At 70.5% G+C, this 26,900-nt stretch carries 24 protein-coding genes; 10 read left to right on the top strand and 14 right to left on the bottom strand.

Annotated elements, in window-relative coordinates:
- From pucL to add, 3 genes are all read right to left on the bottom strand, one after another.
- Entirely contained in the window at positions 1-909 is a 909-nt protein-coding gene (gene pucL / locus CXY76_RS12085; protein ID WP_104164775.1) for a factor-independent urate hydroxylase, read from the bottom strand.
- A gap of 50 nt (positions 910-959) precedes the next feature.
- Positions 960-2,303 carry an allantoinase AllB gene (gene allB / locus CXY76_RS12080; RefSeq protein ID WP_104165007.1) on the bottom strand — a complete coding sequence of 448 codons (1,344 nt, stop codon included), beginning with the start codon at positions 2,301-2,303 and terminating at the stop codon, positions 960-962.
- Positions 2,304-2,443: 140 nt separating this feature from the next.
- On the bottom strand, positions 2,444-3,475 hold the full coding sequence (add, locus tag CXY76_RS12075; protein ID WP_104164773.1) for an adenosine deaminase: 1,032 nt from the start codon (positions 3,473-3,475) through the stop codon (positions 2,444-2,446).
- A 342-nt stretch (positions 3,476-3,817) separates the two neighbouring features.
- Between add and CXY76_RS12070 the strand changes: the two genes are divergently transcribed.
- The 6 genes from CXY76_RS12070 to CXY76_RS12045 all read left to right on the top strand — a co-directional run bounded on the left by CXY76_RS12070 (position 3,818) and on the right by CXY76_RS12045 (position 9,247).
- Entirely contained in the window at positions 3,818-4,906 is a 1,089-nt protein-coding gene (locus tag CXY76_RS12070) for an ABC transporter substrate-binding protein (RefSeq protein ID WP_104164771.1), read from the top strand.
- Positions 4,907-5,022: 116 nt separating this feature from the next.
- A complete protein-coding gene (locus tag CXY76_RS12065) occupies positions 5,023-5,865 on the top strand; it encodes an ABC transporter ATP-binding protein (RefSeq protein WP_233199794.1) in 843 nt (280 codons plus the stop codon).
- Positions 5,865-6,668: an ABC transporter permease gene (locus CXY76_RS12060; RefSeq protein WP_104164767.1), complete on the top strand. Its 804-nt coding sequence runs from the start codon at positions 5,865-5,867 to the stop codon at positions 6,666-6,668. The genes CXY76_RS12065 and CXY76_RS12060 overlap by 1 nt, the downstream gene beginning before the upstream one ends.
- Complete coding sequence (locus CXY76_RS12055; protein ID WP_233199758.1) at positions 6,665-7,540, top strand: ABC transporter permease; 876 nt, start codon at positions 6,665-6,667, stop codon at positions 7,538-7,540. Before CXY76_RS12060 ends, CXY76_RS12055 begins: the two co-directional genes overlap by 4 nt.
- A gap of 2 nt (positions 7,541-7,542) precedes the next feature.
- Positions 7,543-8,646: an XdhC family protein gene (locus CXY76_RS12050; protein WP_104164765.1), complete on the top strand. Its 1,104-nt coding sequence runs from the start codon at positions 7,543-7,545 to the stop codon at positions 8,644-8,646.
- A gap of 124 nt (positions 8,647-8,770) precedes the next feature.
- Positions 8,771-9,247 (top strand): hypothetical protein, encoded by a 477-nt coding sequence (locus CXY76_RS12045; protein WP_104164762.1) that lies wholly within the window; start codon positions 8,771-8,773, stop codon positions 9,245-9,247.
- A gap of 55 nt (positions 9,248-9,302) precedes the next feature.
- Here CXY76_RS12045 and CXY76_RS12040 read toward each other — a convergent pair whose 3' ends face one another.
- The 6 genes from CXY76_RS12040 to glp form a co-directional block, all read right to left on the bottom strand.
- On the bottom strand, positions 9,303-12,119 hold the full coding sequence (locus CXY76_RS12040; RefSeq protein WP_104164760.1) for a molybdopterin cofactor-binding domain-containing protein: 2,817 nt from the start codon (positions 12,117-12,119) through the stop codon (positions 9,303-9,305).
- Positions 12,116-12,961, bottom strand: coding sequence for an FAD binding domain-containing protein (locus CXY76_RS12035; RefSeq protein WP_104164758.1), 846 nt, complete (start codon positions 12,959-12,961; stop codon positions 12,116-12,118). The genes CXY76_RS12040 and CXY76_RS12035 overlap by 4 nt, the downstream gene beginning before the upstream one ends.
- Before the next feature lie 270 nt (positions 12,962-13,231).
- Positions 13,232-13,705 carry a molybdenum cofactor biosynthesis protein MoaE gene (locus tag CXY76_RS12030; protein WP_199190285.1) on the bottom strand — a complete coding sequence of 158 codons (474 nt, stop codon included), beginning with the start codon at positions 13,703-13,705 and terminating at the stop codon, positions 13,232-13,234.
- Entirely contained in the window at positions 13,695-14,327 is a 633-nt protein-coding gene (locus CXY76_RS12025) for a MogA/MoaB family molybdenum cofactor biosynthesis protein (RefSeq protein ID WP_104164756.1), read from the bottom strand. Before CXY76_RS12025 ends, CXY76_RS12030 begins: the two co-directional genes overlap by 11 nt.
- Entirely contained in the window at positions 14,324-14,833 is a 510-nt protein-coding gene (gene moaC / locus CXY76_RS12020; RefSeq protein WP_104164754.1) for a cyclic pyranopterin monophosphate synthase MoaC, read from the bottom strand. The genes CXY76_RS12025 and moaC overlap by 4 nt, the downstream gene beginning before the upstream one ends.
- Complete coding sequence (glp, locus tag CXY76_RS12015; protein WP_104164752.1) at positions 14,826-16,142, bottom strand: gephyrin-like molybdotransferase Glp; 1,317 nt, start codon at positions 16,140-16,142, stop codon at positions 14,826-14,828. The genes moaC and glp overlap by 8 nt, the downstream gene beginning before the upstream one ends.
- 158 nt (positions 16,143-16,300) lie before the next feature.
- Here glp and CXY76_RS12010 point away from each other — a divergent pair, with 158 nt between their 5' ends.
- Together CXY76_RS12010 and CXY76_RS12005 are read left to right on the top strand one after the other, a co-directional pair.
- Complete coding sequence (locus tag CXY76_RS12010; RefSeq protein ID WP_104164750.1) at positions 16,301-16,885, top strand: dihydrofolate reductase family protein; 585 nt, start codon at positions 16,301-16,303, stop codon at positions 16,883-16,885.
- Positions 16,886-16,900: 15 nt separating this feature from the next.
- Positions 16,901-17,191, top strand: a complete 291-nt coding sequence (locus CXY76_RS12005; protein ID WP_233199756.1) for a MoaD/ThiS family protein — start codon at positions 16,901-16,903, stop codon at positions 17,189-17,191.
- Positions 17,192-17,205: 14 nt separating this feature from the next.
- Here CXY76_RS12005 and CXY76_RS12000 read toward each other — a convergent pair whose 3' ends face one another.
- Entirely contained in the window at positions 17,206-19,029 is a 1,824-nt protein-coding gene (locus tag CXY76_RS12000; RefSeq protein ID WP_233199754.1) for an alkyl/aryl-sulfatase, read from the bottom strand.
- Between the two features lie 127 nt (positions 19,030-19,156).
- Positions 19,157-20,437, bottom strand: coding sequence for a ThiF family adenylyltransferase (locus tag CXY76_RS11995; RefSeq protein WP_104164748.1), 1,281 nt, complete (start codon positions 20,435-20,437; stop codon positions 19,157-19,159).
- 149 nt (positions 20,438-20,586) lie between these two features.
- Between CXY76_RS11995 and CXY76_RS11990 the strand changes: the two genes are divergently transcribed.
- Positions 20,587-21,903, top strand: coding sequence for an aminotransferase class V-fold PLP-dependent enzyme (locus CXY76_RS11990; protein ID WP_233199752.1), 1,317 nt, complete (start codon positions 20,587-20,589; stop codon positions 21,901-21,903).
- Positions 21,900-22,397, top strand: coding sequence for a Fe-S cluster assembly sulfur transfer protein SufU (sufU, locus tag CXY76_RS11985; protein WP_104164744.1), 498 nt, complete (start codon positions 21,900-21,902; stop codon positions 22,395-22,397). Before CXY76_RS11990 ends, sufU begins: the two co-directional genes overlap by 4 nt.
- 17 nt (positions 22,398-22,414) lie before the next feature.
- Here the strand turns inward: sufU and CXY76_RS11980 are convergent, their stop codons facing one another.
- From CXY76_RS11980 to CXY76_RS11970, 3 genes are read right to left on the bottom strand one after another with little or no spacing between them, the layout of a single operon-like run.
- The gene (locus CXY76_RS11980; RefSeq protein ID WP_104164742.1) at positions 22,415-23,344 is read right to left on the bottom strand and encodes a BadF/BadG/BcrA/BcrD ATPase family protein; all 930 of its coding nucleotides are present in this window, start codon (positions 23,342-23,344) and stop codon (positions 22,415-22,417) included.
- Entirely contained in the window at positions 23,341-24,327 is a 987-nt protein-coding gene (locus CXY76_RS11975; protein ID WP_233199789.1) for a 1,4-beta-xylanase, read from the bottom strand. Before CXY76_RS11975 ends, CXY76_RS11980 begins: the two co-directional genes overlap by 4 nt.
- A 53-nt stretch (positions 24,328-24,380) precedes the next feature.
- Positions 24,381-26,891, bottom strand: a complete 2,511-nt coding sequence (locus CXY76_RS11970) for a glycoside hydrolase family 2 protein (RefSeq protein WP_104164740.1) — start codon at positions 26,889-26,891, stop codon at positions 24,381-24,383.
- Positions 26,892-26,900 lie beyond the last annotated feature (9 nt).

Raw genomic sequence — 26,900 nt, 5'->3', positions numbered from 1 at the left:
TCAGACCAGCCCGGTGTAGGAGTCCCACGCGGGGCCGGCATCCGTGGCGTCGTCGTGCATGACGGTGGCCTGGATGAGCCCGTATGGCCGGTCGGCCGCGTGGTAGACCTCGTTGTTGTTCTCCACGCCGAACGGCGACAGGTCGTAGAGGAAGTGGTGCTTGTTGGGCGCGGAGAGGCGGATCTCGGCGATGTTCGGGTACGCCTGGAGCACGGCCTCGCCCATCTTGTACAGGGTCTGCTGCAGCGCGAGGGAGTGCACCACGGCGAACTGCGTCTTCAGCAGCGCGGAGATTCCGGCGTAGGTGGCCTCCCAGTCCACCTCGGTGTGGTCGGTGAACCGCCAGCCGGCTGTGAGGGAGGTGGCCATCACCCTGTCGGTGGTGGGCTGAAGCAGTGTGTACGGGTCCTGCATGAACCCGGAGAACTCCGAGCCGGTGGACTTGAGCAGGGTCAGGTCTTTCAGGCCGCCGACCACCCAGATCCGCTGCTGGTCATCGGTGCCCTCGACCGAGATCGCCGCGGTGCGCACCTCCTGGCCGCGTCGAACCCAGGTGTGGTCGTGCTCGGTGCCGTCCACGACGACGCGCTCCCAGGCGAACTCCTCGATCTCCACCCTGGAGCCCGCCACGGAGGCGATGTGGTCGACGAAGTGGCAGGCCAGGTCGAGGCCGTAGCTCTCGATCGAGAGCAGGCCCTTCTCCTTGGCGAAGGAGTACGCGGTCTGCTTCTGGGTGTCGGTGGGCAGCACCTGCAGCTGGTCGCCGGCGAGGTGCGCGTCGGCGAAGTCGCCGTGCAGGGCTGTGGAGACACTGATGTCGTGGATCTCGTGGCGGGGCGTGTCGCGGTAGATGCGCACGACACGGTTCTCCGCCTTGCCATAGCGGTTGGGTCCGAGAACTATCGACATGGGGTGCTCCTTCTGGTTCGTACCTGATGCTGTGTTCGAAAAAGTTCGGGTCAACGGGCGCTCAGCAGTCGACCGGCAGGGGGCCGGCCGGATGCGTCGTCGTCGGCCGCGTAGATCACGTTTCCGGCCAGCCAGGTGGTGTGCACCCGGCCGAACAGGGTGGCGCCGTCGAAGGCGCTCACCCGGTTCTTGTGCCGCAGGGTGTCGACGTTCACGGTGAAGGACTCCTCGGGCGCAAAGGCCACCAGGTCAGCGGCGGCGCCGACCCTGATCCGCCCGGCCGGCAGGCCCACGAAGTCGGCCGTGGCGCGGCTCATCCAGCGCAGCACCTGCTCGAGCGGGAGGCCGCGGGCCCTGGCGGCCGTCCACACGGCGGGCAGGCTCAGCTGCAGGCCGGAAATGCCGCCCCAGGCCAGGCCGAAGTCGCCGCCGTGGCCGAGCTTGAGTTCCCGGGTGGCGGGGGAGTGATCGGAGGCGATGAGGTCGATGACACCGTCGGCCAGGCCCTGCCAGAGCAGGTCGCGGTTGCCCTCGCCGCGGATCGGCGGGCAGCACTTGAACGCCGTGGCGCCGTCGGCGATGCTCTCGGCGGCGAAGCTCAGGTAGTGCGGGCAGGTCTCCACGGTGATCGGCAGGCCCTCGGCGCGCGCCGCGGCCAGCCGCGGCAGAACCTGCGCTGAGGAGAGGTGCAGGATGTGGGCGCGCACGCCGGTGCGCCGCACCACGTCGATCACCCGGGCGATCGCGGCGTCCTCGGCTGCATCCGGCCGGCTGGCGACGAAGTCCAGGTAGCCGGTGCCGCCGGCGTTCTCGGAGCTTTCCAGCACGGCGGGGTCTTCGGCGTGCACCACGAGCAGGCCGCCGAACCCGGCGATCTCGGTGGCCGCGGCCTCGAGTTGTACCGGGGAGAGGTGCGGGAACTCGTCGACGCCGGAGGGGGAGAGAAAAGCCTTGAAGCCGAAGACCCCCGCGTCGTGCAGCGGCTGAAGGGAGCCGAGGTTGCCGGGAATGGCGCCGCCCCAGAAGCCCACGTTGACCGTGGCCTGGGGCGCGGCGGCGGCGCGCTTGAGCTCGAGCGCGGGCACGGTCGTGGTCGGCGGGATGCTGTTCAGCGGCATGTCGACGATCGTGGTCACCCCGCCGGCCGCGGCGGCGCGGGTGGCGCTGCCAAAGCCCTCCCAGTCGGTGCGGCCGGGTTCGTTGACGTGCACGTGGGTGTCGACGATGCCCGGCTGCAGCACCTGGCCGGCCGGGAGGGCCAGGTCGATGCGGGCCTGAAGCGGCGCTTCCACCGGGGCGATCATTCGGATGAGACCGCGCGTGATCGCGACGGCGGCCGGGGTGAAACCGTGCTCGGCGAGCACACGGGCCGAGCGGATGACCAGGTCGTACATCGGGTTCTCCTCCTCGGTTTCGGTGCCGTTCGGTGGCTCACCGCTCACACTAGTGAAGTCGTTCGGGCCTCGTTCCGGGGTTGTGAAATCTGTCGGACACACGACGTCCCTGGTGATGAAACACCGATGGCGCGAACCGGTCAGGCGGCCGGGTAGCCTGCGACGTAGGCGTCGATGGATGCGAGATGGGCCTGCTTCTCGGCGTCGGGCAGCCAGGACGCCTGGAAGGAATTCTTCGCCAACAGCACCAGCTCATCGGTGTCGAGCCCGGCCTTCTCGGCCAGCGCCAGGTAGTTGTCGGCCACGTAGGCGCCGAAGTAGGCGGGGTCGTCGGAGTTGACGGTGACCAGGACACCGAAGTGCAGCAGGGCAACCATCTCGACGGCCTTCATGTCTGCCGTGACGAAGCTGTTCGACACCGGGCAGCAGGTGAGCCCGAGTCCGCGCTCCCGCACCAGCGTGACCAGCTCCGGGTTTTCCACGATGTTGGTGCCGTGGTCGATGCGGTCCACCTGGATCTCGTCGAGCACCTGGCGGATGTTCTCGATGCTGCCGACCTGGTCGATGTCGCAGTGCATGGTGAGTTTGAGGCCGTTCGCCCGGGCCAGTGCGAAGACCTCGGCGAACTTCGCCGGCGGGTTGCCACGCTCGTCGGAGTCGAGGCCGACGCCGATGAACCTGTCTACGAAGGGCAGAGCGGAGCGCAGGGTCTCCATTGCGCTCTCGGCGGAGAAGTCGCGCAGGAAGCAGAGGATCAGCTCGGCGGAGACGCCAAGACCGGCGGCATCCACGGCGGCCCGGTGGTAGCCGACGATGACGGTTTCGATGGGGATGCCCCGCGAGGTGTGCGCCTGCGGGTCGAAGAACGCCTCGACGCGGCGCACTCCGTCGGCGGCGGCGCGGCGGAAATACGCGGTGGCGAGGTCGTAGAAGTCGGCCTCGGTGACGAGCACGTCCATCGCCGGGTAGTAGACACCGAGGAAGCTCGCGAGCGAGTCGAACTCGTAGGTGGCGCGAACCTCCGCCACCGTGCTCTGGCCGATGTCCACGCCGTTGCGACGGGCCAGCTCGAGCTTGAGCTCGGGTTCGAGGGTGCCTTCGAGGTGCAGGTGCAGTTCGGCCTTGGGCAGGCCGGCGAGGAAGGCGATGGTCGGTACGATAGCGGAAGACATCGGGGTTCCTTTCTGGGTGAACCCCGTGACGCTATCACGCCAGGGTTCCGGGGCCACTCGGGGAGGAATCCCGCGTACCAGCCCGGCTTTTTCGACGTAATGAGCCGGAAACGATTCGGTCGTCGTGGCGTCACACACAGCAATTAGTGTTCGAGTCATCCGAACATGTGTTGCAGCGGACGCGGTGTGTTGAAACACCGCAATCACCGCAGCAGCACAGCAGCACAGCAGGTCAGCAACACAGCAGCACAGCAGCACGTCCCGTTCAGCACCATGGCATTCCGCCCCAGCACGCCGTTGAGTTCCACGGCAATCCCCGAGCACCATCGAGAGGACCGCGTCATGACGCAAGCCCCACTTTCCCCGTTCACCCGTCGCTCCGCCAAGCGCGTCGGCACCGGCGTCGCCGTGGCCGCCGCACTCACCCTGTTGCTCTCCTCCTGCGCCGGCGATGCCGGCTCTTCCGCGGAAGGCTCCGGCGACGCCGCCTCGTTCGGCGATGCGAGCATCCAGCTCTCCTGGATCAAGAACGCCGAGTTCATGGGCGAGTTCGTGGCCGAGGATGCCGGCTACTTCGCCGAAGCCGGCTTCGATTCCGTCGACCTGATCCCCGGCCCGGCATCGGCCGAGGCCGGCGTCATCTCCGGCAACGTCGACCTCGGTGTCGGCAACGCCATCTCCACGGGCACCGTCATCGCCGAGGAAGGCGCACCGCTGAAGATCATCGGCGCGACCTACCAGAAGAACCCGTTCACCATCCTCTCGCTGGCCGGCGTCGGCAACATCGCCACCCTCGACGACCTCAAGGGCAAGACCATCGGCGTTCAGGCGAGCAACCAGAGCCTGTGGGACGCCTTCCTCAAGGTCAATGAGATCGACCCGTCCACCATCACCGTCGTCCCGGTCGAATACGACCCGACCCCGCTGTTCAACGGCGAGCTCGACGGCTGGTTCGCGTACCTCACCAACGAGTCGATCGACGCCGAGCTGGCCGGTCTCGACCCGGTGAACCTGCCGCTGGCCGACAACGGCCTGCCGTTCGTCGCCGAGACGTTCACGGCGTCCGAGGATGCGATCGCCAATGACCGCGACATGCTCAAGGCCCTGCTGGTCGCCGAGATCAAGGGCTGGACGGACGCGATCAACGATCCCGCTGCCGCCGCGACCCTGACCGTCGACACGTACGGCAAGGACCTCGGACTGACGATGGAGAAGGAGACCCGCCAGGCGGAGATCCAGTCCACCGACCTCGTCGTCAGCGACGACACCAAGGCCAACGGCCTCTTCACCATCAGCGACAAACTGCAGAAGGAATCCGTCGCCACGCTCAAGGCCGCCGGTATCGACATCGACGCCGACGCACTGTTCGACATGAGCCTGCTGGCCGAGGTGTACGAGGAGAACCCGGACCTCATCGCCTACGGCAAGTAACCGTTCGCAGCACGGGTCACGCCGCGGCACCCGTCTCACCCGAGGCGGGTGCCGTCGGCGATACTGAACTATCGGCACCCGATGACGCCCAGTAAGGAATGTACGACGTGAGCACGATCGACACCGCTCTCCCCGCCACCGCTTCGGAAACCGGCCAGCACGGTACCGGCTTGCACGGTACCGGCTTGCACATTGAAGCGCTGCACAAGACCTTCTCGGTCGGTCGCACCGAGGTTGTCGCCCTCGACAACGCGAACCTGCACACCGACAAGGGCAGCTTCCTCTCGCTGCTGGGCCCCTCCGGCTGCGGCAAGTCCACCATCCTGCGGATCCTGGCCGGCCTCGAGAACCCCACCAGCGGCACCACCCGGGTGGACGGCAAGAGCCCCGCCGAACTCCGCAGCGGCCACGAACTCGGCATCGCCTTCCAGGACTCCGCCCTGCTGCCCTGGCGGAGCGTGCGCAACAACATCAAACTTCCGTTCGAGGTCGCAAGGATGCCTGTCGACGAGGACTACGTCACCGAACTCATCCAACTCGTCGGACTCACCGGCTTCGAGAAGGCCAAGCCGGCCCAGCTGTCCGGCGGGATGCGCCAGCGCGTCTCGATCGCCCGGTCGCTCGTGCTCAAGCCCTCGGTGCTGCTGCTCGACGAACCGTTCGGCGCCCTCGACGATATGACCCGCCAGCGCCTCAACATCGAGCTGCTGCGCATCTGGACCGAGAAGCCCGCGACGACCCTGATGGTCACCCACGGCATCTCCGAGGCCATCTTCCTCAGCGACCAGGTGGCCGTGATGAGTCCCCGGCCCGGGCGCGTCAAGGAGGTCATCGAAATCGACCTGCCCCGCCCGCGCCTGCCCGAGATGATGCGCACCCCCGAGTTCCACGCCCTGCACGACCGGGCGTCAGAACTGCTCTTCGGCGCCGACACCCCGGCCGCCGCCGGGGCGCACTGATGCCGGTCACCCGCGGCCTGCCCGGCTGGGCGACCGGGCTGCTCGGCATCGTCGGCGTGGTGGCCCTGTGGTGGATCAGCGCCCTCACGATCTTCCAGAACTCCGGCTCGGTGCCCGGCGGCGCCATTCCTACCCCGGCCGAAGTCCTCGGTCAGTTCGCCGGCGACGGCATCGGCTTCTACCTGCCGCACATCACCATGACCCTCAGCGAAGCGTTCAGCGGGTTCCTCTGGGGCAACGGCCTGGCGCTGCTGCTGGCGGGCCTGGTCCTGGTGCTGCCGCGCATCGAGAAGATCGCGCTGCAGATCGCAGTGATCACCTACTGCGTGCCCATCGTGGCCATCGGCCCGATCGCCTACACCGTGATCGGCCCGCCGCGCGGCGACCCGTCCGGCACCGCGATCTTCCTGGCCGCCATGTCGGTGTTCTTCACCACCGTGGTCGGCTCGCTGGTGGGGCTCAAGGCCGCGGACACGGCCAGCCTCGACCTCATCACCGTGTACGGCGGCACCAGGTTCACCCAACTGCGCAAGGTGCGGCTGCTATACGGTCTGCCCAGCGTGCTGAACGCCCTGCAGATCGCGGCCCCGGCCGCCCTGCTCGGCGCGATCCTCGGTGAGTACCTCGGCGGCGCAGAGCGCGGTCTAGGCCTGGCCATGCTCGCCGCCGGCAACGCCGCGAACGTGGAACGGGTCTGGAGCCTCGCCCTCGTCGCGGGCCTGCTGGCCGGCGTCGGCTACCTGCTGTTCGCTCTGATCTCCCGTTTCGCCACCCCCTGGACCACCGGACGGAGCAGCTCGTGAGCGCGCAAACGAACGTCGCCGAGGCCATCGCCGTTCAGGCCGGTGTCCTCACCACGAGCAGCGGGGCGCAGGCGCGCGGCGCCGGCGCCTACGTCGGCCGGGCGTTGGCCACGGGCCTGCTGACCCTCGTGATCGTCCTCGCCGCCTGGCAGGGCCTGATCCTGGTGCTGGGGATCTCACCGTTCATCGCGAAGGGCCCGTTGGATGTTGTCAACTGGCTGTTCACGGTGCCGGACGCCGCCGAGAACCGGGCGCTGATCCTCAGCAACCTCGGCGTCACCCTCACGGACGCGTTCCTCGGCTTCGTCGCGGGGCTGCTGCTCGCCCTGGTGCTGGCCACCCTGTTCACCCTGTCGAAGGGCATCGAGCACGCCCTGATGCCCATCGCCCTGCTGCTGCGCAGTGTGCCGCTGGTGGCCTTCGTTCCGGTGCTGATCCTCATCACCGGCCGGGGACCGAGCATCGCCGTGGTCACCGGAGCCATCGTGGTGCTCTTCCCGGCCCTGGTGAACATCGCCTTCGGCCTCCGTTCGGCGTCCCCGCAGATCAGCGACGTCATCGCCGTCTACGGCGGCAGCCCGTTCACGGCGCTCCGCAAGGTGGCGTTGCCCAGCTCGCTGCCGTCGTTCTTCGCCGCCATCAAGATCTCCATCCCCGGCGCCATCACCGGCGCCCTGCTGGCCGAGTGGCTCGCGACCGGCCAGGGCCTCGGCTACGGCATCGTCGTCGCGGTCTCGCAGGTGAAGAACTTCGAGGTCTGGTCGTCCGTGGTGGTCATCACCATCGTCTCGATGGTGCTCTACGGAGTTGCGCAGTTCGCCGAAAACCTGGTGCTGCGGCGGATGGGCATGGACCAGAACGCGAGCACCTAGCCGTGCTCGAAATCGCCGCATCGGTCCTCGACGCCCTCGCAGAGGGGCGCCGGGTGGCCGTCGCGACGGTGACCCGGGTGCTCGGCAGTGCGCCGCGCACCCTCGGCACGGCCATGGCCGTCACCGACGCCGGCGCGGTGATCGGCAGCATCTCCGGCGGCTGCGTCGAGGGGGCGATCTACGACAGCGCCCAGGAGGTGCTCGAGACCGGGCGCGGACGCCTCACCGAATTCGGGGTGAGCGACGACGACGCCTTCGCCGTGGGCCTGAGCTGCGGCGGCACCGTCGAGGTGTTCCTGGCCGAGATCGCCCCGGTGGGGCGCAACGCCCTGGCCGCCGACGTTCGCGCCCAGCTGGAGCGCGCTGCGGCCGGCCAGACCGCCGGGCTCGCGCTGGTGGTCGCGGGACGGGGCGCCGGCCTGATCCTGGCGCCGGAGGGCGCAGCCGATCCTGAGATTTCCGCCGGCCTCGACGCCGACGCGCTGCGCCGCATCCGGGCCGAGCTGCGCGCCGGCGTGAACGGCGGCGAGAGCACCCTGGGCTCGGTCGACTGCGACGGCGTGACCAGCCGGGTGCTCTACCTCGTCGCCGCGACCCCGCCGCGTTGCCTGATCTTCGGCGCCGTGGACTTCGCCAGCGCCCTCTCGGCCGCCGCGACCCTGCTCGGCTACCGGGTCACCGTCTGCGACGCCCGAGCCGTGTTCGCCACCCCCGAACGCTTCCCGACCGCGGCGGAGGTGGTGGTCGAGTGGCCGAGCGACTACCTGGCCCGCACCGAGACCGACGCCCGCACCGTGGTGTGCGTGCTCACCCACGACGAGAAGTTCGACCTGCCGCTGCTGACCACGGCCCTGAGCCTCGACGTCGGCTACGTGGGTGCCATGGGGTCCCGGCGCACCCACGAGCGACGGATGCTGCGGCTGCGCCAGGCCGGTGTGCCCGCCGACGCCCTCGATCGGCTGCACTCGCCGATCGGCCTGGACCTCGGCGCGAGCAGCCCAGAGGAGACCGCGGTGTCGATCCTCGCCGAGGTCCTCGCGGCCCGCTCCGGAGCATCCGGCCAGCCGCTCCGGAACCGTCAGGGTCCGATCCATCCCTCGGCCTGACGGTATCAAATGCCCTCCCGGCTGACCGGGATATTTTCTCCAGCCCTCACCCCATTCGGGGGACGAAACGGGTGCGCCCGCGCATTAGCGTGCTCATCGAGTCCACTGAATGGGAGGAATCACTATGACCACCACACGGCAGGCAACGGGCACCACGACCGGTGCCGAAACCATGGACAACTACGGCACCTCGGGCTGGACCGGCTGGATCGTCTTCGCCGGCGTCATGATGTTGATGATGGGCGCGTTCCACGTCATCCAGGGCCTGGTCGCGCTGTTCCAGGACACGTACTACCTTGTCGGCCAGGAAGGACTGGTGGTGCAGGTCGACTACACGACCTGGGGTTGGGTACACACGATCCTCGGTGCCGTGGTGATCCTGGCCGGCGTCGCCCTGCTCGCGGGGCAGATGTGGGCACGCATCGTCGCGATCATCCTGGCGTTCGGCAGCGCCCTGGTGAACATCGCCTTCCTGGGCGCCTACCCGCTCTGGTCGCTCACGATGATCGCCATCGACGTTCTGGTGATCTACGCGGTGACCATGCACGGCAAGGAAATGAAGCCGATGACGACGAGTCGAGCGACCAGCGTCGAGGAATGACGGACCGGCCGCCCGACGATGGCGCTAGAGAACCGCTGACGGCGGCCGATCTGACCTAAGCCTCCTGCACCTCGACGGAGCCGAAGGGACCTACCCCGTCGGCCCCGTCTACCAGACGCCACAGCCGGTCGCGCGACATCGGCAGTTCGTACGAGCGGATGCCGAGCGCATCGCGCACGGCGTTGGCCAACGCCGGCGCCACCGGGTTGTACGGCGACTCGCTCATCGACTTGGCTCCGTACGGACCCAGGTCGTCGGCCGTGTTCGCGAAGTACACCTCGGTGACCGGCAGGTCAGCCAGTTGCGGCACGTGATAGTTGCGCAGCACCCGGGTCTGAACGGTTCCGGCGCCGTCGAGGATGAGCTCCTCGTACAACGCGCTGCCGATGGCCTGCGCCACCCCGCCCTCGATCTGGCCGCGGCACTGTTCGGGGTTCATCACGAAGCCGGCATCCGCGGTCTGGATCGATTGCAGCATCCGCACCTCGCCGGTGGCGGTGTTCACGGCCACCCGGAACGCGTGAACGTTGAACGCCAGTGAGCGGCGTGCGCCGTCTTCACGGCCAGTGCCGGTGACAGCCTCGCCGGCGAGGTCGGCCAGCGGCACGAACACCGCGCCGGCGCGCAGCCCGTCGGCCGCCAGGTCGAAGTCCCCGGCGGGCCGGCCGGTGAGCCGGGCCGCCTTCTCGCGCAGCAGCCCGGCCAGCTCGATGGCGGCGCCGTGCACGGCCTTGCCGGCCACCACCACGCCGGCCGACCCGAAGGCACCGGTGTCGTAGCCGGCGGCGTCGGTGTCGGACTGGAGGATCTCGATGCGGTCAGGGTCGGTGTTCAGCACCGTCGCCGCGATCTGGGTGTGCACCGTGGTGGTGCCGTTGCCGAACTCGGCGGTGCCCACCCGCACCCGGTAGCGGCCGTCCCTCTCCAGGGTGATGGTCGCCTGGGAGAAGTGGCCGCGCGGCGGGGTCGTCGCGATCATCGACGACGCCATGCCCTCTCCCATCCGCCACGAGGCGCCGGCCGGTGCGGCCGCCCCGTTGCCGCGGGCCAGGGCCGCCTGGGCCAGGTCGAGGCACTGGTCCAGTCCGTAGCTGGCGAAGCCGATGTCGTCACCCTCCTCGTGGGTCACCACGAGCGGGTCGCCGGGTCGCACCGAGTTGATCCGGCGGATGTCGAAGGGGTTCAGGCCCAGCTCGGCGGCGAGTTCGTCGAGGGCGCACTCGACGCCGTAGATGACCTGGCCCAGGCCGTAGCCGCGGAAGGCGCCCGACGGCGGGTTGTTCGTGTACACGGCCTGCGCATCCACCCGTTTGTTGGGCACGTTGTACAGCGCCACCGACTCACTGGTGCCGTGGAACATGACGCCGGGGGCGTGGTTGCCGTAGGAACCGGTGTCGGAGAGCACGTCGATCTTCAGGGCGGTGAGCCGGCCGTCGCTGGTGGCGCCGAGGGTGACGCCGATGCGCATCGGGTGCCGGGTCGGCGAGGCGGCGAGCTCGTCGGTGCGAGTGAACTCGTACTGCACGGGGCGCCCGGTTGTCAGCACCGCGAGGGTGACGATGTCTTCGGTGAGGATCTCCTGCTTGCCGCCGAATCCGCCGCCGACGCGGGCGGTGAACACACGCACGGCGTCGAGGTCGAGGTCAAAGATGCGGCTGATTTCCTTCTGCACCAGGAACGGCACCTGGGAGCTGGTGCGCAGCACGAGCCGCTCGTCCTCCAGCCAGCCGATGGTGGCGTGGGTCTCCAGTTGGGTGTGCGCCACCCGCTGGGTCTGCCAGGTGCCGGTGACCACGGTGTCGGCGGCAGCGAGGCCAGCGGCGACGTCGCCGTACTCGCCGTGCAGCTCGGCGACGAGGTTGCGGGACGGGTCGGCCAGGCGGCTCGCCGTGGCGTCCTTCTCGCCGTGCACGAGCGGGGCGCCGGGTCGGAGCGCCTCGGCGGGGTCGAAGACCGCGGGCAGCAGCTCGTACTCCACCTCGAGCAGCCGGCAGGCGTGCTCGGCGATGGCCACGGAGTCGGCGACCACCGCGGCCACCCGCTGGCCGCGGTGCCGCATCACGGAGTCCAGGACCAGGCTGTCGTCGGGGTCGTCGAGCCGGCTCTCGTGCCGGGCCGAGGAATACAGTGTGGTGGGGGAGTCGGCGGAACTGAGCACGGCGTGCACCCCGGGCAGGGCGCGGGCGGCGGCGGAGTCGACAGAGAGCACCCTGGCGTGGGCGTGAGGGCTCCGCAGCACGGCGAGGTGCAGCAGGCCAGGCACCGCCACGTCGAGGGTGTACGGCTCCTGGCCGCTCACCACCCGGGCGGCGGCGGGGGCGCGGAGCGAGCCGCCGACGCGGCCGTCGGTGGCCGTGGTGCGCGCTGTGGTTCGGGGCTTGGTGGGGCGCACCGGGCCCAGGCCGGTCTGCTCGTGGTCGTGCCCACAGCTGCCGTCGGCCGGGGTGTGCCTGTCACGGATGGCGTCGTCGATGGCCCGGTAGCCCGTGCAACGGCACAGGTTGCCCTTGAGCAGGCGGGGCAGGTCGTCGAGCTGGTGCTCCTGGATGGTCGACGCCGTCACGATCATGCCGGGTGTGCAGAAGCCGCACTGGAAGCCGGCCGCGTCGATGAAGCGCTGCTGGATCGGGGCCAGGTTCTGCGGGCTGCCGATGCCCGTGGCGGTGGTGACCTCGCGACCCTCGGCCCGGAAGGCCGGGTAGATGCAGGAGTGCACCGGGGTGCCGTCCACGAGCACCGAGCAGGCGCCGCAGTCGCCGGTGTCGCAGCCCTTCTTGACCTCGAAGTGTTCCTGTTCGCGCAGGAAGGTGCGCAGGGCCTGGCCGGCCGCGGCCGGTGCGTCGACCTGGCTGCCGTTCACGGTCAGCTTCATGCGCGGCTCCCGTCGCCGGTGGTGATCGGGTCGGCGGGCGCGGCCAGTTCCTGGCGGATCTCCTCGCCGAGCAGCCCGCTCATGGCCCGGCGCCAGTCGGCGGCGCCGTGCGCGTCCGTGAACCAGGCGTCGATGCCGGCGATGTCGGCGGCCAGGGCGGCCGGGTCGGGTAGCTCGGGGTAACGCAGTTGCACCGGGCGCACGGTGCCGCCCGTCACGGTGAGCACGAAGGCGCCGTCGGTGTCGAGGCGGCCGATGAGTACGGCGCCGGAGCGGCCGAGCGGGGACAGGGCGATCTTGCGGTATCCGGTGCGGGCGGCCAGCGAGACGGCGGGAATGTGGATGGAGCGCAGCACGTCGCCGGGCTCGAGCACATTGGTGGTGTTGCCGGTGACGAAGGCCAAGGCGGGCAGCCGCACGTCGATGCCGTCGGCGCGCCAGATCAGCACCTCGGCGTCGAGGGCGACGGTGAGGCAGATCATCGGGCCCGCGGGCAGCGAGGTGCACAGGTTGCCGCCGACGGTGGCCACGTTCCAGACCTTGAACGAGCCGAACAGGGCCGTGCAGGCCTGGTGGAAAACCGGGTGGGCGACCCAGCCGGGCTCGGCGGGCATCCGCGACAGTTCGGCGAGGGTGCAGGTGGCGGCGATCTCGAGACCCCCGGCGTTGGCGGTCAGCGACGGCCAGCCCATGGTCTGCAGGTCGACGAGGCCGGTGAGGTGGATGCGCGGGTCGGCGAAGAGTTCGGAGCCGCCGGCCAGCGGCACCACGGTCTCACCGAGGGCGGCCAGGTCGGCGCGGGTGCGGGCCGGGGTGATGGTCGCAACGGTGCTCAGGTCCATCCGGTCTCCCAAGGTCGTGGATGCGCCGCATCCGGGTGCCGCCGGGCCTGCGGGCCCGTCGAGGGGCGCCCTCGCGGGCGCCGACATCCCTAGTCAAGCGCAGCATTGTGTCGGTAATGTAAACCGGCCGGGCGTCCCCCAGCCGATCCCCAGTTTTGCGGCGTGATCTGGGCCCAACTCGTGCCAAACAACTGGTGCCCGTGCGGATGTCTGCACCCGGTGTGCCGGGACCTATTGTCCGTTCGGGGACCAATCGGGCGGTGGGCGCGGTCAGCCGAGCGCGGCGACCCACTCGGTGCTGCCGTCGGTGAAGCCCTGTTCCTTCCAGATGGGCACGCGGGCCTTGATCTCGTCGACCAGGGCGGCGCAGGCCGCGAAGGCCTCGGCCCGGTGCGCGGACGCCACGGCGCAGGCCAGTGCCACGTCGCCGATGCCCAGGTCGCCCACCCGGTGCGCGGCGGCGATCCGGCAGCCCGGGTGCGCCAGGGCCACCTCGCGCGCGACCTCCTCGAGCACGGTCTGGGCGCTCGGATGGGCGCTGTAGCGCAGCCAGGTCACGCCGCGGTCCTCGTCGTGGTTGCGCACCACGCCCGCGAACGACACGACGGCGCCGGCCGTGGCGTCGCCCACGGCATCCGTGCACTCGTCGACGGTGATCGGGGTGTCGTCGACGCGCGCGAACAGCACCCGGCCCGGGGTCTCGGGGGCGGCTGTGGCGTTGTGCGGGGTGGGCTCAGTGGCCATGTCGGAGGTCCTTGGGGAGTGTGCCCTTGCGGGGCGTGGCCGTGGTTGGTGTGGTCTCGTGCGCTGCGGCCGGGTGGGTGTCGGCGGCGGGTGCTGCCGTGTGGTCGGCTCCGCGCACCTGGTCGATGAGGTGGTCGAGCACCTCGGTGAGCACGGCCAGTCCGTCGCGGACGCCGCCGGTGGAGCCGGGCAGGTTGATCACGACGGTGCGGCCACGGGCGATGCCGGCGTAGCCGCGCGAGAGCACGGCGAGCGGTGTGGCGGCCGTACCGCGCCGCCGCAGCTCCTCCATGATGCCGGGCAGCTGGCGATCGAGCAGCGGCAGGGTCTGCTCCGGGGTCTGGTCGGTGGGGCTCACACCGGTGCCGCCCGTTGTGATGACCAGGTCGAGGCCGGCCTCGATGGCCGCGGCCAGGGCATCGCCGACGGGGTCGCCGTCGGCGACGACGGCCCGGTCCAGGACGAGCCAGCCATGCGCGCGAAGCCAGGCGTCGATGACGGGTCCGGTGCGGTCGGTGTACACGCCGGTCGCCGCGCGGGTCGACGCCACGATCACCTGTCCGGTGCGCCCGTCGGCCCGTGCGACGCCTGGTGCGCTCGTCGGCTTCGCGGCGGCGCTCACTCGGTGCTCCAGTCGCCGCTCTTGCCGCCGGACTTCGCCAGCACCTTGATGTCGGTGATCACCGCGTGCTTGTCCACGGCCTTGATCATGTCGTACAGGGTGAGCGCCGCCACCGACGCCGCCGTCAGCGCCTCCATCTCGACACCGGTCACACCGGTGGTCTTCACCGTCGCGCTGATGAGCACCCGATCGTCGCCGGGCACGAAGTCGATGGTGGCACCGCTGAGCGGCAGCGGGTGGCAGAGCGGGATCAACGCCGAGGTCTGCTTGGCGCCCATGATGCCGGCCACCCTGGCCACGGCGAGGGCCTCGCCCTTGGGCAGTTCGCCGGCGACGAGCAGGGCGATCACGTCGGGCCGGGTGATCAGCGTGGCCGTGGCCGTGGCGCGTCGTTTGGTGACGGGCTTGTCGGTCACGTCCACCATGAGGGCGGCGCCGTCGGCGCGCACATGGCTGAGCTGGGCGGGCCGGTCCGGATGGTTCTGGTTGTGCGTGGTCTCAGTCATCGATACTCCAATAGTCCACGGGTTCGCCCGCGGCGACACTGCCGACCCCGACGGGCAGGTGCACGAGCACCGTCGCGGTGGCATAGGCGTGCAGGAGGTGCGAACTGGCACCGCCCACCAGGTCGAGGGCGCCGTCGGGGCGCAGGATGCCGCGCCGCAGCTGGTGCTTCCCGGCCGGGGATTCCACCGGTGCGGCAAGGGGGGCGCTCCGCAGCTCCCGGTCGGGCCCCGGCAGACCGGCCAGGCGGCGGAGCACCGGGCGCAGGAACACCTCGAACGAGATCAGGGCACTCACCGGGTTGCCGGGGAAGGTGATCACGGGAACGGGTGTGCTCGGCACGGTGTTCACAGGCACGGTGTTCATGGGCACGGTGATCGCGCCGAGCCCCTGCGGTCCGCCAGGCTGCATGGCGACGTGTTGGAAGGTCACACCGAGCGGGCCGAGCGCATCGCGCACCACCTCCCGGGCGCCGGCGCTGACCCCGCCGACGGTGACCACGAGGTCCACCTCCGGGGCGTCGGCGAGGAGGGCGAGGAGGTCTGCGGCATCGTCGGAGCGGCAGGGCCGGGCGGTCACGGTGCAGCCGGCATCCCGCAGGGCCTGGCCGAGGATGACGCTGTTGGAGTCGTAGATCTGGCCGGCGGCCAGGCTCTGGCCGGGGTCGCGGATCTCGTGGCCGGTCGCGATGAGCAGCACCCGGATGCGCCGGAGCACCGGAACCGAGGTCAGCCCGGTACCCGCGAGGACCCCGTACTGGGCCGGGCCGAGCCGGGTGCCCGCGTCGAGGAGCCGGTCGCCGGGGTGCACGTCGCTGCCGGTCGGGCGCACGAACGCGCCGACCGGAGCGGGGGCACAAAACGAGACGCTCTGACCCAGCGGAGCGGTGCCGTCGGGCTCCTGCGGCTGGAACCGGGGCGGATCGGCCTGCTCGATCGGCACCACGGCATCCGCGCCCGCCGGGATCGGCGCACCCGTCATGATCGGGGCGGCGGTGCCCGGTCGCAGCTGGCCGGCGGGGTCGCCCGCGGCGATCCGGCCCGCCACGGCGAGGATCGCGGGCGTGCGCTCCGAGGCCGTCACCAGGTCCTCGGTGCGCACGGCGTAACCGTCCATCTGCGAGTTGTCGAAGGGCGGCAGCGCCACGGGGGAGTCGACGGCGATCGCGAGGGTCCTGGCCCGGTAGCTGTCGGGATCACCGGTCAGCCGGGCACTCGAGAGGGGGAGGACCTCGGTGGCGCGGTCCCGGAACAGCGGTGCGAGAAGCGAGACCACGGCCTCCCGGTGCTGGTCGATCGTGCGCGCGCTCATGCCACCATCTTGCCGCAGTTCGCCGCCGCGGAACCGTGCACGCCGCGGCTCGAGCGGTGGCCGGTGCCGGCCGGTTGCTTGAACGGGGCTCGGCCCGGGCGTATCGTGCCTCGAATACCCGGTGCCGCAGGTCGGGCGCTCACACGGAAGGGCAACTCATGGGACACCTCGTGGTGCAGCAGTTCGTGACCCTCGACGGCTTCGCGGCCAACCTCGATAACGAGTTCACGGCCTACGAACTTCTCGACGGCCGCACGGACGAGTTCGACCGCAGCCAGGTGGCGTGGCTCGACGGCGTCGACGCGATGGTGCTCGGCGCCAACACGTATCGCATGTTCGTGGGCTACTGGCCCACACCGGAGGCGGCGGACGAGGTCATCACCGGCCCGCTCAATGCGCTGCGCCGCCACGTGTTCTCCCGCACCCTCAGCCACGCTCCGTGGGGCGACCTGCCCGCGGCGACCCTGGAGTCCGGCGACGCCGTCGAGGCCATCCGCCGGATCAAGGCCGAGAACGCGGGAATTGTCGTGCTGTGGGGCAGCCTGAGCCTGAGCCGGGCGTTCTTCGCCGCCGGCGAGGTAGACGAGGTGCGCCTCGTGGTGATGCCCGTCGTGATCGGCGCCGGCCGCGGGGTGTTCCCGGCCGACACCGACCCGGCCGTTCTCGACCTGCGCGGTGCGCGGTCCTTCGACGACGGCCTCGTGGAGCTGCACTACGCCCTGCGCGCCGCGCCGGAGTGGTGACCCGTCGTAGGCTGGATGAACCGGGTCGGCACGTGCGGCCCGCCCACCGACGAAGGGTTCATCACCATGCAGGTGCAGGTGCGCTATTACGCCGCGGCCAAGGCGGCGACGGGAGTGGCTGAGGAGACCCGCGACCTGCCGGCCGGGGCCACCATCGGCGCGTTCCTGACGGATCTGGGCAGTAGCTCGCCCGCCGTTTTCGCCCGCTGCTCCTTCATCGTGAACGGAACGGCCACCACCGATCGGGCCCGCGTGTTGAACGAGGGCGACAGGCTCGACGTTCTGCCGCCGTTCGCCGGCGGCTGACGCGGACCGGCACGCTACGGCGTCACGACGGCGAAGGTCGGATCCGGGCTGTCCAGCAGCGCGAACAGCCGCGGCAGCACACCGGTGTCCCCGGTCATGTCCACCCCGCTGAACGAGCCGCCGGCCACGGCCTGGGCCAGCCGGGCGTGGGTGATCCGCACATTGAGGTCCGCCGGACGGGGCTTGTCGATCGGAAAGTGGATCAGGGCACCGTGGCTGAGCTCCAGCCTGTAGAGCTCCCGCGTGTCCGTGATCACCCAGTTGATCGCGAAGCTCTCGTTCCACGACCTGGGCCCCACCAGCCGGATCGCCAGGGTGTCGAAGAGCTGGGTGACGGTGAGCGCGCCGAGCAGGCCGCCGGCGCTGAGGTTGTTGCGGCCCACGCCGTACCGCAGCTCGGTCGCCCCGGTGAGGAAGACGTTGCGCCAGGTGGCGTTCTCCGCGCCGAAGCCCAGCCGCTCCAGGCCCGTCGCCAGCAGCTCCCGGGCCGCACCGTCACCGGGGTCGGCGAAGACGGCGTGACTGGCCAGCTCCACGGCGAACCGCAGGTCGCCGGCATCCAGGTAACGCCTGGCGTGCTCGAGCGTGGCCGCGACCCCGCCCATCACGTCGACGTACCGGGTGGCCGCGGCGGTCGGCGGATGCTGCCACAGGTGCGCGGGGTTGCCGTCGTACCAGCCCAGGTAGCGCTGGAAGATCGCCTTGACGTTGTGGCTCACCGAGCCGTAGTAGCCGTGGGTGTGCCACTTCTTTGCCAGTGACGGCGGCATCTCGAAGTCCTCGGCGATCTCGCTGCCGGTCTGGCCCTGGTTCATCAGGCGCACGGTCTGGTCGTGCAGGTAGGCGTAGAGGTCGCGTTGCTCGGTGAGGAAGTCGACAATGGCGTCGGTTCCCCAGGTCGGCCAGTGGTGCGAGGCGAATTCCACATCGGACCGGTGGCCGAACAGCTCGGTGGCCTCACTCAGGTAGCGGGACCACATGCGGGGATCGCGCACCTGCGCGCCGCGCAGGGTGAGCAGGTTGTGCATCGTGTGGGTGGCGTTCTCGGCCATGCACAGGGCGCGCTGCGCCGGGAAGTACAGGTTCATCTCCGACGGGCACTCGGTGCCGGGGGTGAGCTGGAAGATGATCCGCACGCCGTCGAGCACCTCTTCCTGGCCCGTCGCCGTGATGTCGAGGGTGGGCGCGATCAGGCCGATGCTGCCCGTCGACCCGCCGGCGCCCAGGCCGATGCCGACCCGGCCGGCCGCGTTCCGGGCCAGCGGATGACCGTCGTAGTAGTACCCGCGGCGGAACATCGCGGTTCCGGCGTAGACGTTCTCCGACACCGCGTTGTCGAGGAAATGCTCGGGGGCGACGATGGGGATGCCGGTGTCGGGTTCGACCACGCCGAGCACGCCGCCGAAATGGTCGGCGTGCGCGTGGGTGTAGACGATCGCCGACACCGGGCGGTCGCCGCGATGGCTGCGGTACAGCGCCAGCGCGGCCGCCGCGGTCTCCGCCGAGATCAGCGGGTCGATCACGATGACGCCGTGCTCGCCCTCGACGAGTGTCATGTTCGAGAGGTCGAAGCCGCGCACCTGATAGATACCCTCCGTCACCTGGTAGAGGCCGTGCCTGGCGGTCAGGGCGCTCTGGCGCCAGAGACCGTCGTGCACGTTCTCCGACCCCGCACCGGCGAGGAAGGCCAGGGACTCCATCTCCCAGACCACCCGCCCGTCGGCGGCCTGGATGATCAGGGGATCGAGGGTGCCCAGGAAACCGCGGTCGACGTCCTCGTCGCTGCCCTGCGGGCCCGTCGCCGTGCTCCCGGTCGGATGCTTGTCATCGCCCATCATGACCACCTCTCTGTCGCCGTGTTGTGGTGCCGCGCACGGGGCCCGGTGGGCACACCATAACCGGGGCATCACCCGGCAACCACCCCGCGTGTACGCGCGGCGCGGCGCGGCCGGAGGCGGGATCACATCAGTAGCGCTGCTTCTCCGGTTCGATCCGGCGCACCCAGTCGTCGACGCCGCCCGCGAGGTGGCTCACCGTCGACCAACCGTTGTCGCGCAGCACCTCGCGGGCGTACTCGGAGCGGGTGCCGTGGTGGCAGTACAGGATGATGCGGTCGTCGGGTTCCATCACCGTGCGGGCCTCGTCGGTGAGCAGCTGCGCCATCGGCACCAGGGCCGATCCGTCGATGGCGACGATGTCACGCTCCCACGGCTCCCGGATGTCCACGAGAACGAAGTCGGCGGTGCCCGCCTGCCGGTCGGCGAGCAGGCCCGCGAGCTCGGCCGAGGTGACCTCGTCGGGTGCGGGTGCGCCGGCGTGCGGGGGCACCGGGATCGGGTGGGTGTGCACCTGGCTGTGGCTGGTGTCGCGGGGCGGGTCGGCGGCCGCGGCCGGTTCGAGGTGGCCGGTCACACCGGTCGCGGCATCCGCGGCCGGGTCAGCGGCGGCAGGGACGGCGCCGGCAGGGACGGTGCCGGCCGGGGCGGCCGCGCCGTATGGCACCTCCCGCCAGGAGGCGTCGAGGCCGTCGTGCACGAGCAGCCGGCCGAACAACGGTTCGCCGAACCCCACGATGAGCTTGAGGGCCTCACTGGCCATCATGGCGCCGACGCCGGCGCACACCGAGCCGAGCACACCGGCCATGGCGCAGGTTTCGGCCTCGTCGGCGCCCGGGGTGCTCGGGAACAGGTCTTCCAAGCGGGTTCCGCCGGTCGGCCCGTCGACCCAGAACGTCGTGACCAGGCCGTCGAAGCGCAGCACGGAGCCCCAGATGTACGGCTTGTGCAGCAGGGCCGCGGCGTCGTGGGCGAGGTGGCGGGTGGCGAAGTTGTCGGTGCCGTCGACCACGATGTCGTAGTCGTCGATCAGCGCGAGCACGTTGGCGGCCGTGAGGCGCGTCTGGTGGGCCACGACCTCGATCAGCGGGTTGTGCGCGCGCAGGGCGGCCGCGGCGGCCTCGGCCTTGGGCAGGGCCAGGTCGGCCATCGAGTAGATGGTCTGGCGGTGCAGGTTCGAGACCTCCACGCTGTCGGAATCCACGATGCCGAGGGTGCCGACGCCCGCGGCGGCCAGCGCGGTGAGCACCGGGGAGCCGAGTCCGCCGGCACCGATCATCAGCACCCTGGCGGCCGCGAGGCGGCGTTGGCCGAGGTCGCCGACCTGCTCGAGCGAGAGCTGGCGGGCGTAGCGCTGGCGCTGGGCCGGGGTGAGCGGCGGCCCCGGTGAAACGAGGGGAACGTGCGGCATGGCGGCCCTTTCTGCTGGCTTCCAGCCTAGGCCTGAACCGCGGCCGGCCGGCCGGAACCGTGCTGCGTCTCCTGCCGTCATCCTCTGCCGGGGCACGGCGGGTGGCGGTATCCTGAAGTATGACGTTCGTCGCACCACCCTCTGCCTCCGTGCAAGACCAGACCCCGAATGACGAGAGCCTGCCTGACCAGACTCTGAGTTCCGACGAGGTGCTGCGCATCCGCAATGACTTCCCGGTGCTCCACCAGCTCGTCAATGGGCATCCGCTGGCCTACCTCGACTCCGGTGCCACCTCGCAGAATCCGATCAGCGTGATGGAAGCCGAGCAGGAGTACTACGAGCAGCGCAACGCTGCCGTGCACCGCGGCGCGCACACCCTGGCCTTCGCGGCCACCGAGGTGTTCGAGGCCGCCCGCGCCACCGTCGCCGCGTTCGTCGGCGCCGCCGAGAACGAGATCGTCTGGACCTCCAACGCCACCGAGGGAGTGAACCTCGTCTCGTACGCGTTCTCGAACGCGTCACTCGGCCTCGGCGGCCCCGCCGCCGCCCGGTTCGCGTTGGGAACCGGCGACGAGATCGTCGTCACCGAGATGGAGCACCACTCCAACCTCATCCCGTGGCAGCAGCTGGCGCTCCGCACCGGAGCCACCCTCCGCTTCATCCCGGTGCTGCCCGACGGCACCCTCGACCTCGCCGCCGCCGCCGAAATCCTGAACCCGCGGACCCGGCTGCTGGCCGTCACCCACGCCTCCAACGTGGTGGGCACCATCAACCCCATCGACGAGCTGGTGGCCATGGCGCACGCCGTCGACGCCCTGATCTTCCTGGACGCCTGCCAGTCGGCGCCGCACCTGGCCCTGGACCTCACCGCGCTCGACGTGGACTTCGCGGTGTTCTCCGGCCACAAGATGCTCGGCCCCACCGGCATCGGCGTGCTCTTCGGCAAGGCCGAGTTGCTCGCCGCGATGCCGCCGTTCCTCACCGGTGGCTCGATGATCACCACCGTCGACATGCAGAGCGCCGAGTTCCTCGCCCCGCCGCAGCGCTTCGAGGCCGGCACCCAACGCATCTCCCAGGCCATCGCGCTGGCCTCCGCCGTCGACTACCTCAGCCACACCGGCATGGGCCGCATCCGCAGCCGCGAAGCCGAACTCGGCCGCCGGCTCGTCGAGGGCGTCACCGCCATCCCCGGCGTGCGGTTGCTCGGCCCCGGCCTCGGCGTCGAACGCATCGGCCTGGCCGCGGTGGATGTCGCCGGCGTGCACGCCCATGACGTGGGCCAGTTCCTCGACGAGGCCGGCATCGCCGTGCGGGTCGGCCACCACTGCGCCCAGCCGCTGCACAAGAAACTCGGCGTCACGGCGTCCACCCGCGCGAGCACCTACCTGTACACGACCGACGACGAGGTCGACAGGTTCCTGGCTGTGCTCGCCGAGGTCGGCCCGTTCTTCGGAGTATCCCGATGACCTCATCCGCCATGCAGCAGCTCTACCAGCAGATCATCCTCGACCACGCGAAGTCCGCGCACGGCGCCGTCGCCGAGCTGTCGGCGCTGGATGACGACGCGGCAGCGGTCGCCTCCGTCGACGGCCTGCGCCAGGCCCAGTCGCACCAGGTGAACACCACCTGCGGCGACGAGATCACCGTGCGGGTGGCCCTGTCCGGCGCCGGGACGGCGGCCCGGATCGACGGCTTCGCCTGGCGGGGCGTCGGCTGCTCCATCTCGATGGCGTCGGCCTCGGTGCTCAACGACACCGTGCGCGGCACCAGCGTCGCCGAGTCCGAGGTGATGCTCGACCTGTTCCGGGAGATGCTGCGCTCGCGCGGCACCATCGAACCCGACGAAGAGGTGCTCGGCGACGCCGCGGCGTTCGCCGGTGTCTCCAAGTACCCGGCCAGGGTCAAGTGCGCCATGCTGCCCTGGGTCGCCTTCGAGGCCGCCCTGCTGCAGCTGCGCTAGCTGAACCCGGCTCGGCGCTAGCCGATCGAGGTGGCGATGCGGTCGCGTAGGGCGCTGGTGGGGGCCAGCCGGGCCAGGTACTCGGCGCCGTCGAGGGCGTTGGCGATGGCGGGGCGGATGTCGACGTCCGGCCACAGCTCGCGCAGGCCCCGCTCGAACCTGGTGGCGATCTCGGGGGCGCGCAGCACCCCGCCGATGCCGCAGACCACGGGGGCCGGGCTGGTGTCTTCGCCGACCCGGCGGAGCCCGGTGGCGGCCGAGAGCACCAGCTCCGCCGCGGCTCCGTCGCAGATCGCGGCGGCGACGGCATCCGTTGCGGCCAGTTCGGTGACCTGACGGGAGTAGGCGGCGATGCGGCTCACCCGCAGCGGATCGGCCTGCAGATCGAGATAGGCCATCTCGATGTTGGGGAACTCCCGGCGCATGACGCCGGACAGCGCCGTCACCGGGCCGCGGCCGTCGTAGGCGCGCATGACCGCGTCCAGGGCCGCGCGGCCGAGCCAGTACCCGCTGCCGGCGTCGCCGATCAGGTTGCCCCAGCCGTCAATGCGGGCCACGTCGCCGGCGCCCACCGCGAGGGTGACCACGCCGGTGCCGGCGGCGACGACCACGCCGAGCTCATCGCCCAGCGCGCCGAGGTAGCTCGTGACGGAGTCGTGGGCGAGGAAGACCTCCCGCACCCCGAGTGCCGCACCGGCGGCGAGGAGTTCGCGCGGGTCGGTTTCTGCCTTAGAGAAGCCGGAGATGCCGGCGCTGACGGTGACGATGGGCTGCCGGGTCGACGACGCGACGGAGGCGACGACCTCGCCGAGCTGGGGGATCAGGGCGCTGTCGGTGCGGATCCCGCCGAATTCGAACGGAAGCCACTGCCCGTCCCCGGTGTGCAGGCGCGCCCGGATGCCGGTCTGGCCGGCGTCGATGGTGAGGGAGCTGGATTCGACACTCATGGGTGGTCCGTTCTTGCGGGTGTTGCGGGTGCGGGTGCTGCGGGTGCGGGCGGTGCAGAACTGGGCGGTGCAGCCAACCAGGCCCGGTACTCGCGGCCCAGGAAGTCCGCGGCGGGTTTGCCGTAGACACAGTAGTCGTCATTCTGCGCCGCATCGGCCGCGGAGTACAGAGTCGTCGGCCAATCCCAGAGCATGAAGCCGCGCATCCACTCTCGCCGGCGGGTGGCCGCGAACATGTCCTGGTAGTAGCGCAGCTGCTCGGCACCGGACGGCACCCCGGGCAGGGCCCAGTCGTTGGGCTTGTCCGGCGACCCGGTGCGGCTCGGGCAGCCGGCCTCCATGAAGAAGAACGGCTTGCCGGTGGCCGTCACGACCTGCTCGATGCGATCCAGCTGCTCGTCCCACCTTCCGACCGGGTAGTAGCCGCTGGACGTGATCACGTCGACGGCGTCCCACCAGGTGACGTGGTCCTCCTGGAACTTGTCGCAGTTGTAGGTCACCAGGCCGTTGTAGACCTCGCGCACCGCGCTGATCAGGGTGCGCCAGCGGGCGTCCTGCCCATCGGCGCGCACCATCTCGCAGCCGATGCAGAGCATCTCGGCGCCCTCCTCCTCGGCGAGCCGGGCGGCGTGCAGGATGAACGCCGTGTACGACTGGAACCAGGCGGTCCAACCGGGTTCGCCGGGAACCTCCCAGTCGAAGAAGCCGATGTAGGCGCGCCAGGTGCCGTCGGCACAGTTGACAACGGGCTTCAGGCAGACCTTGAGCCCGTGCGACTTGGCCTCGCGGATGGCCCAGCGCACCTCGTCGTCGGTGACCGTCGGCGCGTCGCCGAACGGGATCTCCTCAGACTGGGCGGTGTCCTGCAGCGCCGCGTAGGCCAGGGCCGTCCAGTTGACACCGAGGTCGGCCATGCGCCGCAGGGAATCGGCGGCCGCCGGGGTCGCCCAGGTGCCGCGCACCCCGGTCCAGCCCCAGGTCATGCCGCAGACCGGTTCGCTGAGAACGGATGCGGCGTCTGGCCGGGTCTCATTCGTCACCGCTGCACCAGCTGGTTGGTGCTGCGCAGCACGCCCGGCGCCGTGAAGGCGGCCGGGTCGACCTCGAGCAGGGAGGCGACAGTGAAGACCACGCTTTCGCCGGGCAGCAGCGTGACCAGCATGTCGTCGACCCGGGCGTCCGGGTCGACCTTGTCGACCAGCAACGCCAGGTCGCGGGTGAGCACCGGCACGGTCACGCGCACGCTGTAGCCGCCGTCGGTGCGCACCGCGCTCACCTCGGGGTCGCCCGGTGTCAGGGTGCTGTCGCGGGCCTCGGCGAAGAACCAGTGCCCGCGCGCCCCGGCCAGGTCGGCGCGGAGGAGCTCCGCTGCCGCATCCGTTGCCGCGGACACGGATGCGGGCAGCGGCACGGTCACCGTCGACCGCGCCGGCAGGGTGACCTGCTCGGCGTGCTCGGCCAGGACGGCTCCCGTGTCTGTGTACCGCCGCACCAGGAGCTCTCCGCTCCACGTGTCGGCGGAGTCATTGACCGCGATGACGGCCAGGCCGCCATCGCGGGGCTGGATGGTGACCAGCCGGTCGGCGTAGGCGTGCTTGATCGCGTACAGCAGCGGCTTGGGCCGGCCGTAGCCGTCCACGGCGGCCCAGGAGGTGACCGGCCAGCAGTCGTTGAGCTGCCAGACGATGTTGCCCATACAGTGCGGGGAGAGCGAGCGGAAGTGCTCGATCGCGGTGCTGATGGCGGTGGCCTGGTTCAGCGACATGGCCCAGTGCCAGTCGCCGATCTCTCTGGGCAGCGGCAGGTGCGGCAGCAGCCCGTCGGTGAGCTTGACGTTGCCCTCCATGGCCTTCTGGTGCACGAGCATGCCCGGGGATTCCGGGGTCAGCGGCACATCGTGGATCGACTCGGTGAGGGTCGACCAGGTGGGCGGGCCCTGCCAGCCGAACTCGGCGACGAACCGGGGCTGGTACTCGCGGTAGGCGGGGTAGTCGCGCTGGTTCCAGAGGTCCCAGATGTGCATGGTGCCGTGCTCGGGGTCGTTGGGGTGCAGGTCATTGGCGATGCTGCCAGCCACCGGTGAGAACGGGCTGCCGGGCGTGTACCCGACGTGCGGGGCCAACTCGGCGACCAGGGCAGGGAACACGTCGTAGTAGAAGCCGCCGCCCCAGGTCTTGCCGTCCAGGCGCAGCTTCCAGTTCCACTCCTCGAAGCCCCAGAGGTTCTCGTTGTTGCCGTTCAGCACCACCAGTGAAGGGTGCGCGGCGAGCCGGATGACGTTCTCCCTGGCCTCGGCCTCGATCTCGTCGCCGAGCGGGGCCTCTTCGGCGTAGGCGGCGCAGGCGAGCAGGAAGTCCTGCCAGGTGAGCAGGCCCCGCTCATCGCAGAGGTCGTAGAAGTCGTCGCTCTCGAAGATGCCGCCGCCCCACACCCGGATCAGGTTGATGTTGGCGAACTCGGCCTGCTCGAGCCGGTCGAGGTAGCGTGCCCTGGTGACCCGGTGCGGGAAGGCGTCGTCGGGGATCCAGTTGGCGCCGCGCACGAACACCGGCTGGCCGTTGATGACCAGGGTGAACGGGGTGCCGTTCTCGTCGGGGGTGGTGTCGAACTCCACGGTTCGGAAACCGATGCGGGTGGTCGACCGGTCCAGTTCCACCGCGGTGTCGGCCGCCCGCAGGGTGACCTCCAGATCGTAGAGCGGGTGCTCGCCGTAGCCGAGCGGCCACCACAGGTCCACGTCGGGCACGCTCAGGCTCACGGTGGTGCCGGTCGCACCGGCCGGCAGCTCAACGGTGCGGCTGACGCCGGCGACGGATGCCGTGACGCTGACGGGGGTCTCCGTCGCACGGTCCACGTCGACGTGCACCTCCACGAGCCCGGAGCTGGTCGGCCCGGTTGGGTCGCACACGGTGGCGATCGGGCGCACCGTCGCCAGGCGGGCCGTCGACCAGCTCACCAGGGTCACCGGCTTCCACAGCCCGGAGGTGGACGTGTCGATGCCCCAGTCCCAGCCGAAGCTGCAGGCCATCTTGCGGATGGCGTTGTAGGGGTGGTGGTTCACGTGCGGGCGGTAGCCGAGGTCCAGGCTCGCGGCATCCGCGGCCTTGATGGGGGAGCGGAACACCACCACGAGTTCGTTGAGGCCGGCCTTGAGGCGGGCGCCCACGTCGAAGCCGTAGCTGCGGTGCATGTTGCGGGTGGTGCCCAGCGCCACCCCGTTCAGCTCGATCTCGGCGATGGTGTCGAGTCCGGCGAAGACCAGGTCGGTCCGGTCGGCGCCGACCGGGTTCCAGGCGAAGGTGGTGCTGTACCGCCAGTCGGTCAGCCCGATCCAGGAGAGCAGCTGCTCGTTGCCGTCGAGGTACGGGTCGGGAATGAGCTCGGCGGCCAACAGGTCGGTGTGCACGGAGCCGGGCACGATGGCCGGCACCGTGAGGCGCCGGATGCTCGGGGGCACCGGTCCGTCCAGGGCGGTGACACTCCAGTCGGTGTCGAGCAGCCGGGTGACGGGCGTGAGGGAGGACGACGTGATGGTGAGTGCAGACATTACAGTTTT

The organism is Cryobacterium sp. N22 (genome assembly GCF_002929555.1).
In the GTDB taxonomy this organism is placed as follows: Bacteria; Actinomycetota; Actinomycetes; order Actinomycetales; family Microbacteriaceae; genus Cryobacterium.
The sequence above is the reverse complement of the archived record's forward strand: the minus strand, read 5'-3'. Positions and strand labels throughout refer to the sequence as shown.

Coding starts and splice junctions, on each gene's coding strand:
- pucL (WP_104164775.1), bottom strand. CDS start 909: ATGTCGATAGTTCTCGGACCCAACCGCTATGGCAAGGCGGAGAACCGT.
- allB (WP_104165007.1), bottom strand. CDS start 2,303: ATGTACGACCTGGTCATCCGCTCGGCCCGTGTGCTCGCCGAGCACGGT.
- add (WP_104164773.1), bottom strand. CDS start 3,475: ATGTCTTCCGCTATCGTACCGACCATCGCCTTCCTCGCCGGCCTGCCC.
- CXY76_RS12070 (WP_104164771.1), top strand. CDS start 3,818: ATGACGCAAGCCCCACTTTCCCCGTTCACCCGTCGCTCCGCCAAGCGC.
- CXY76_RS12060 (WP_104164767.1), top strand. CDS start 5,865: ATGCCGGTCACCCGCGGCCTGCCCGGCTGGGCGACCGGGCTGCTCGGC.
- CXY76_RS12045 (WP_104164762.1), top strand. CDS start 8,771: ATGACCACCACACGGCAGGCAACGGGCACCACGACCGGTGCCGAAACC.
- CXY76_RS12040 (WP_104164760.1), bottom strand. CDS start 12,119: ATGAAGCTGACCGTGAACGGCAGCCAGGTCGACGCACCGGCCGCGGCC.
- CXY76_RS12035 (WP_104164758.1), bottom strand. CDS start 12,961: ATGGACCTGAGCACCGTTGCGACCATCACCCCGGCCCGCACCCGCGCC.
- CXY76_RS12030 (WP_199190285.1), bottom strand. CDS start 13,705: ATGGCCACTGAGCCCACCCCGCACAACGCCACAGCCGCCCCCGAGACC.
- moaC (WP_104164754.1), bottom strand. CDS start 14,833: ATGACTGAGACCACGCACAACCAGAACCATCCGGACCGGCCCGCCCAG.
- glp (WP_104164752.1), bottom strand. CDS start 16,142: ATGAGCGCGCGCACGATCGACCAGCACCGGGAGGCCGTGGTCTCGCTT.
- CXY76_RS12010 (WP_104164750.1), top strand. CDS start 16,301: ATGGGACACCTCGTGGTGCAGCAGTTCGTGACCCTCGACGGCTTCGCG.
- CXY76_RS12005 (WP_233199756.1), top strand. CDS start 16,901: ATGAACCGGGTCGGCACGTGCGGCCCGCCCACCGACGAAGGGTTCATC.
- CXY76_RS12000 (WP_233199754.1), bottom strand. CDS start 19,029: ATGATGGGCGATGACAAGCATCCGACCGGGAGCACGGCGACGGGCCCG.
- CXY76_RS11995 (WP_104164748.1), bottom strand. CDS start 20,437: ATGCCGCACGTTCCCCTCGTTTCACCGGGGCCGCCGCTCACCCCGGCC.
- sufU (WP_104164744.1), top strand. CDS start 21,900: ATGACCTCATCCGCCATGCAGCAGCTCTACCAGCAGATCATCCTCGAC.
- CXY76_RS11980 (WP_104164742.1), bottom strand. CDS start 23,344: ATGAGTGTCGAATCCAGCTCCCTCACCATCGACGCCGGCCAGACCGGC.
- CXY76_RS11975 (WP_233199789.1), bottom strand. CDS start 24,327: ATGACCTGGGGCTGGACCGGGGTGCGCGGCACCTGGGCGACCCCGGCG.
- CXY76_RS11970 (WP_104164740.1), bottom strand. CDS start 26,891: ATGTCTGCACTCACCATCACGTCGTCCTCCCTCACGCCCGTCACCCGG.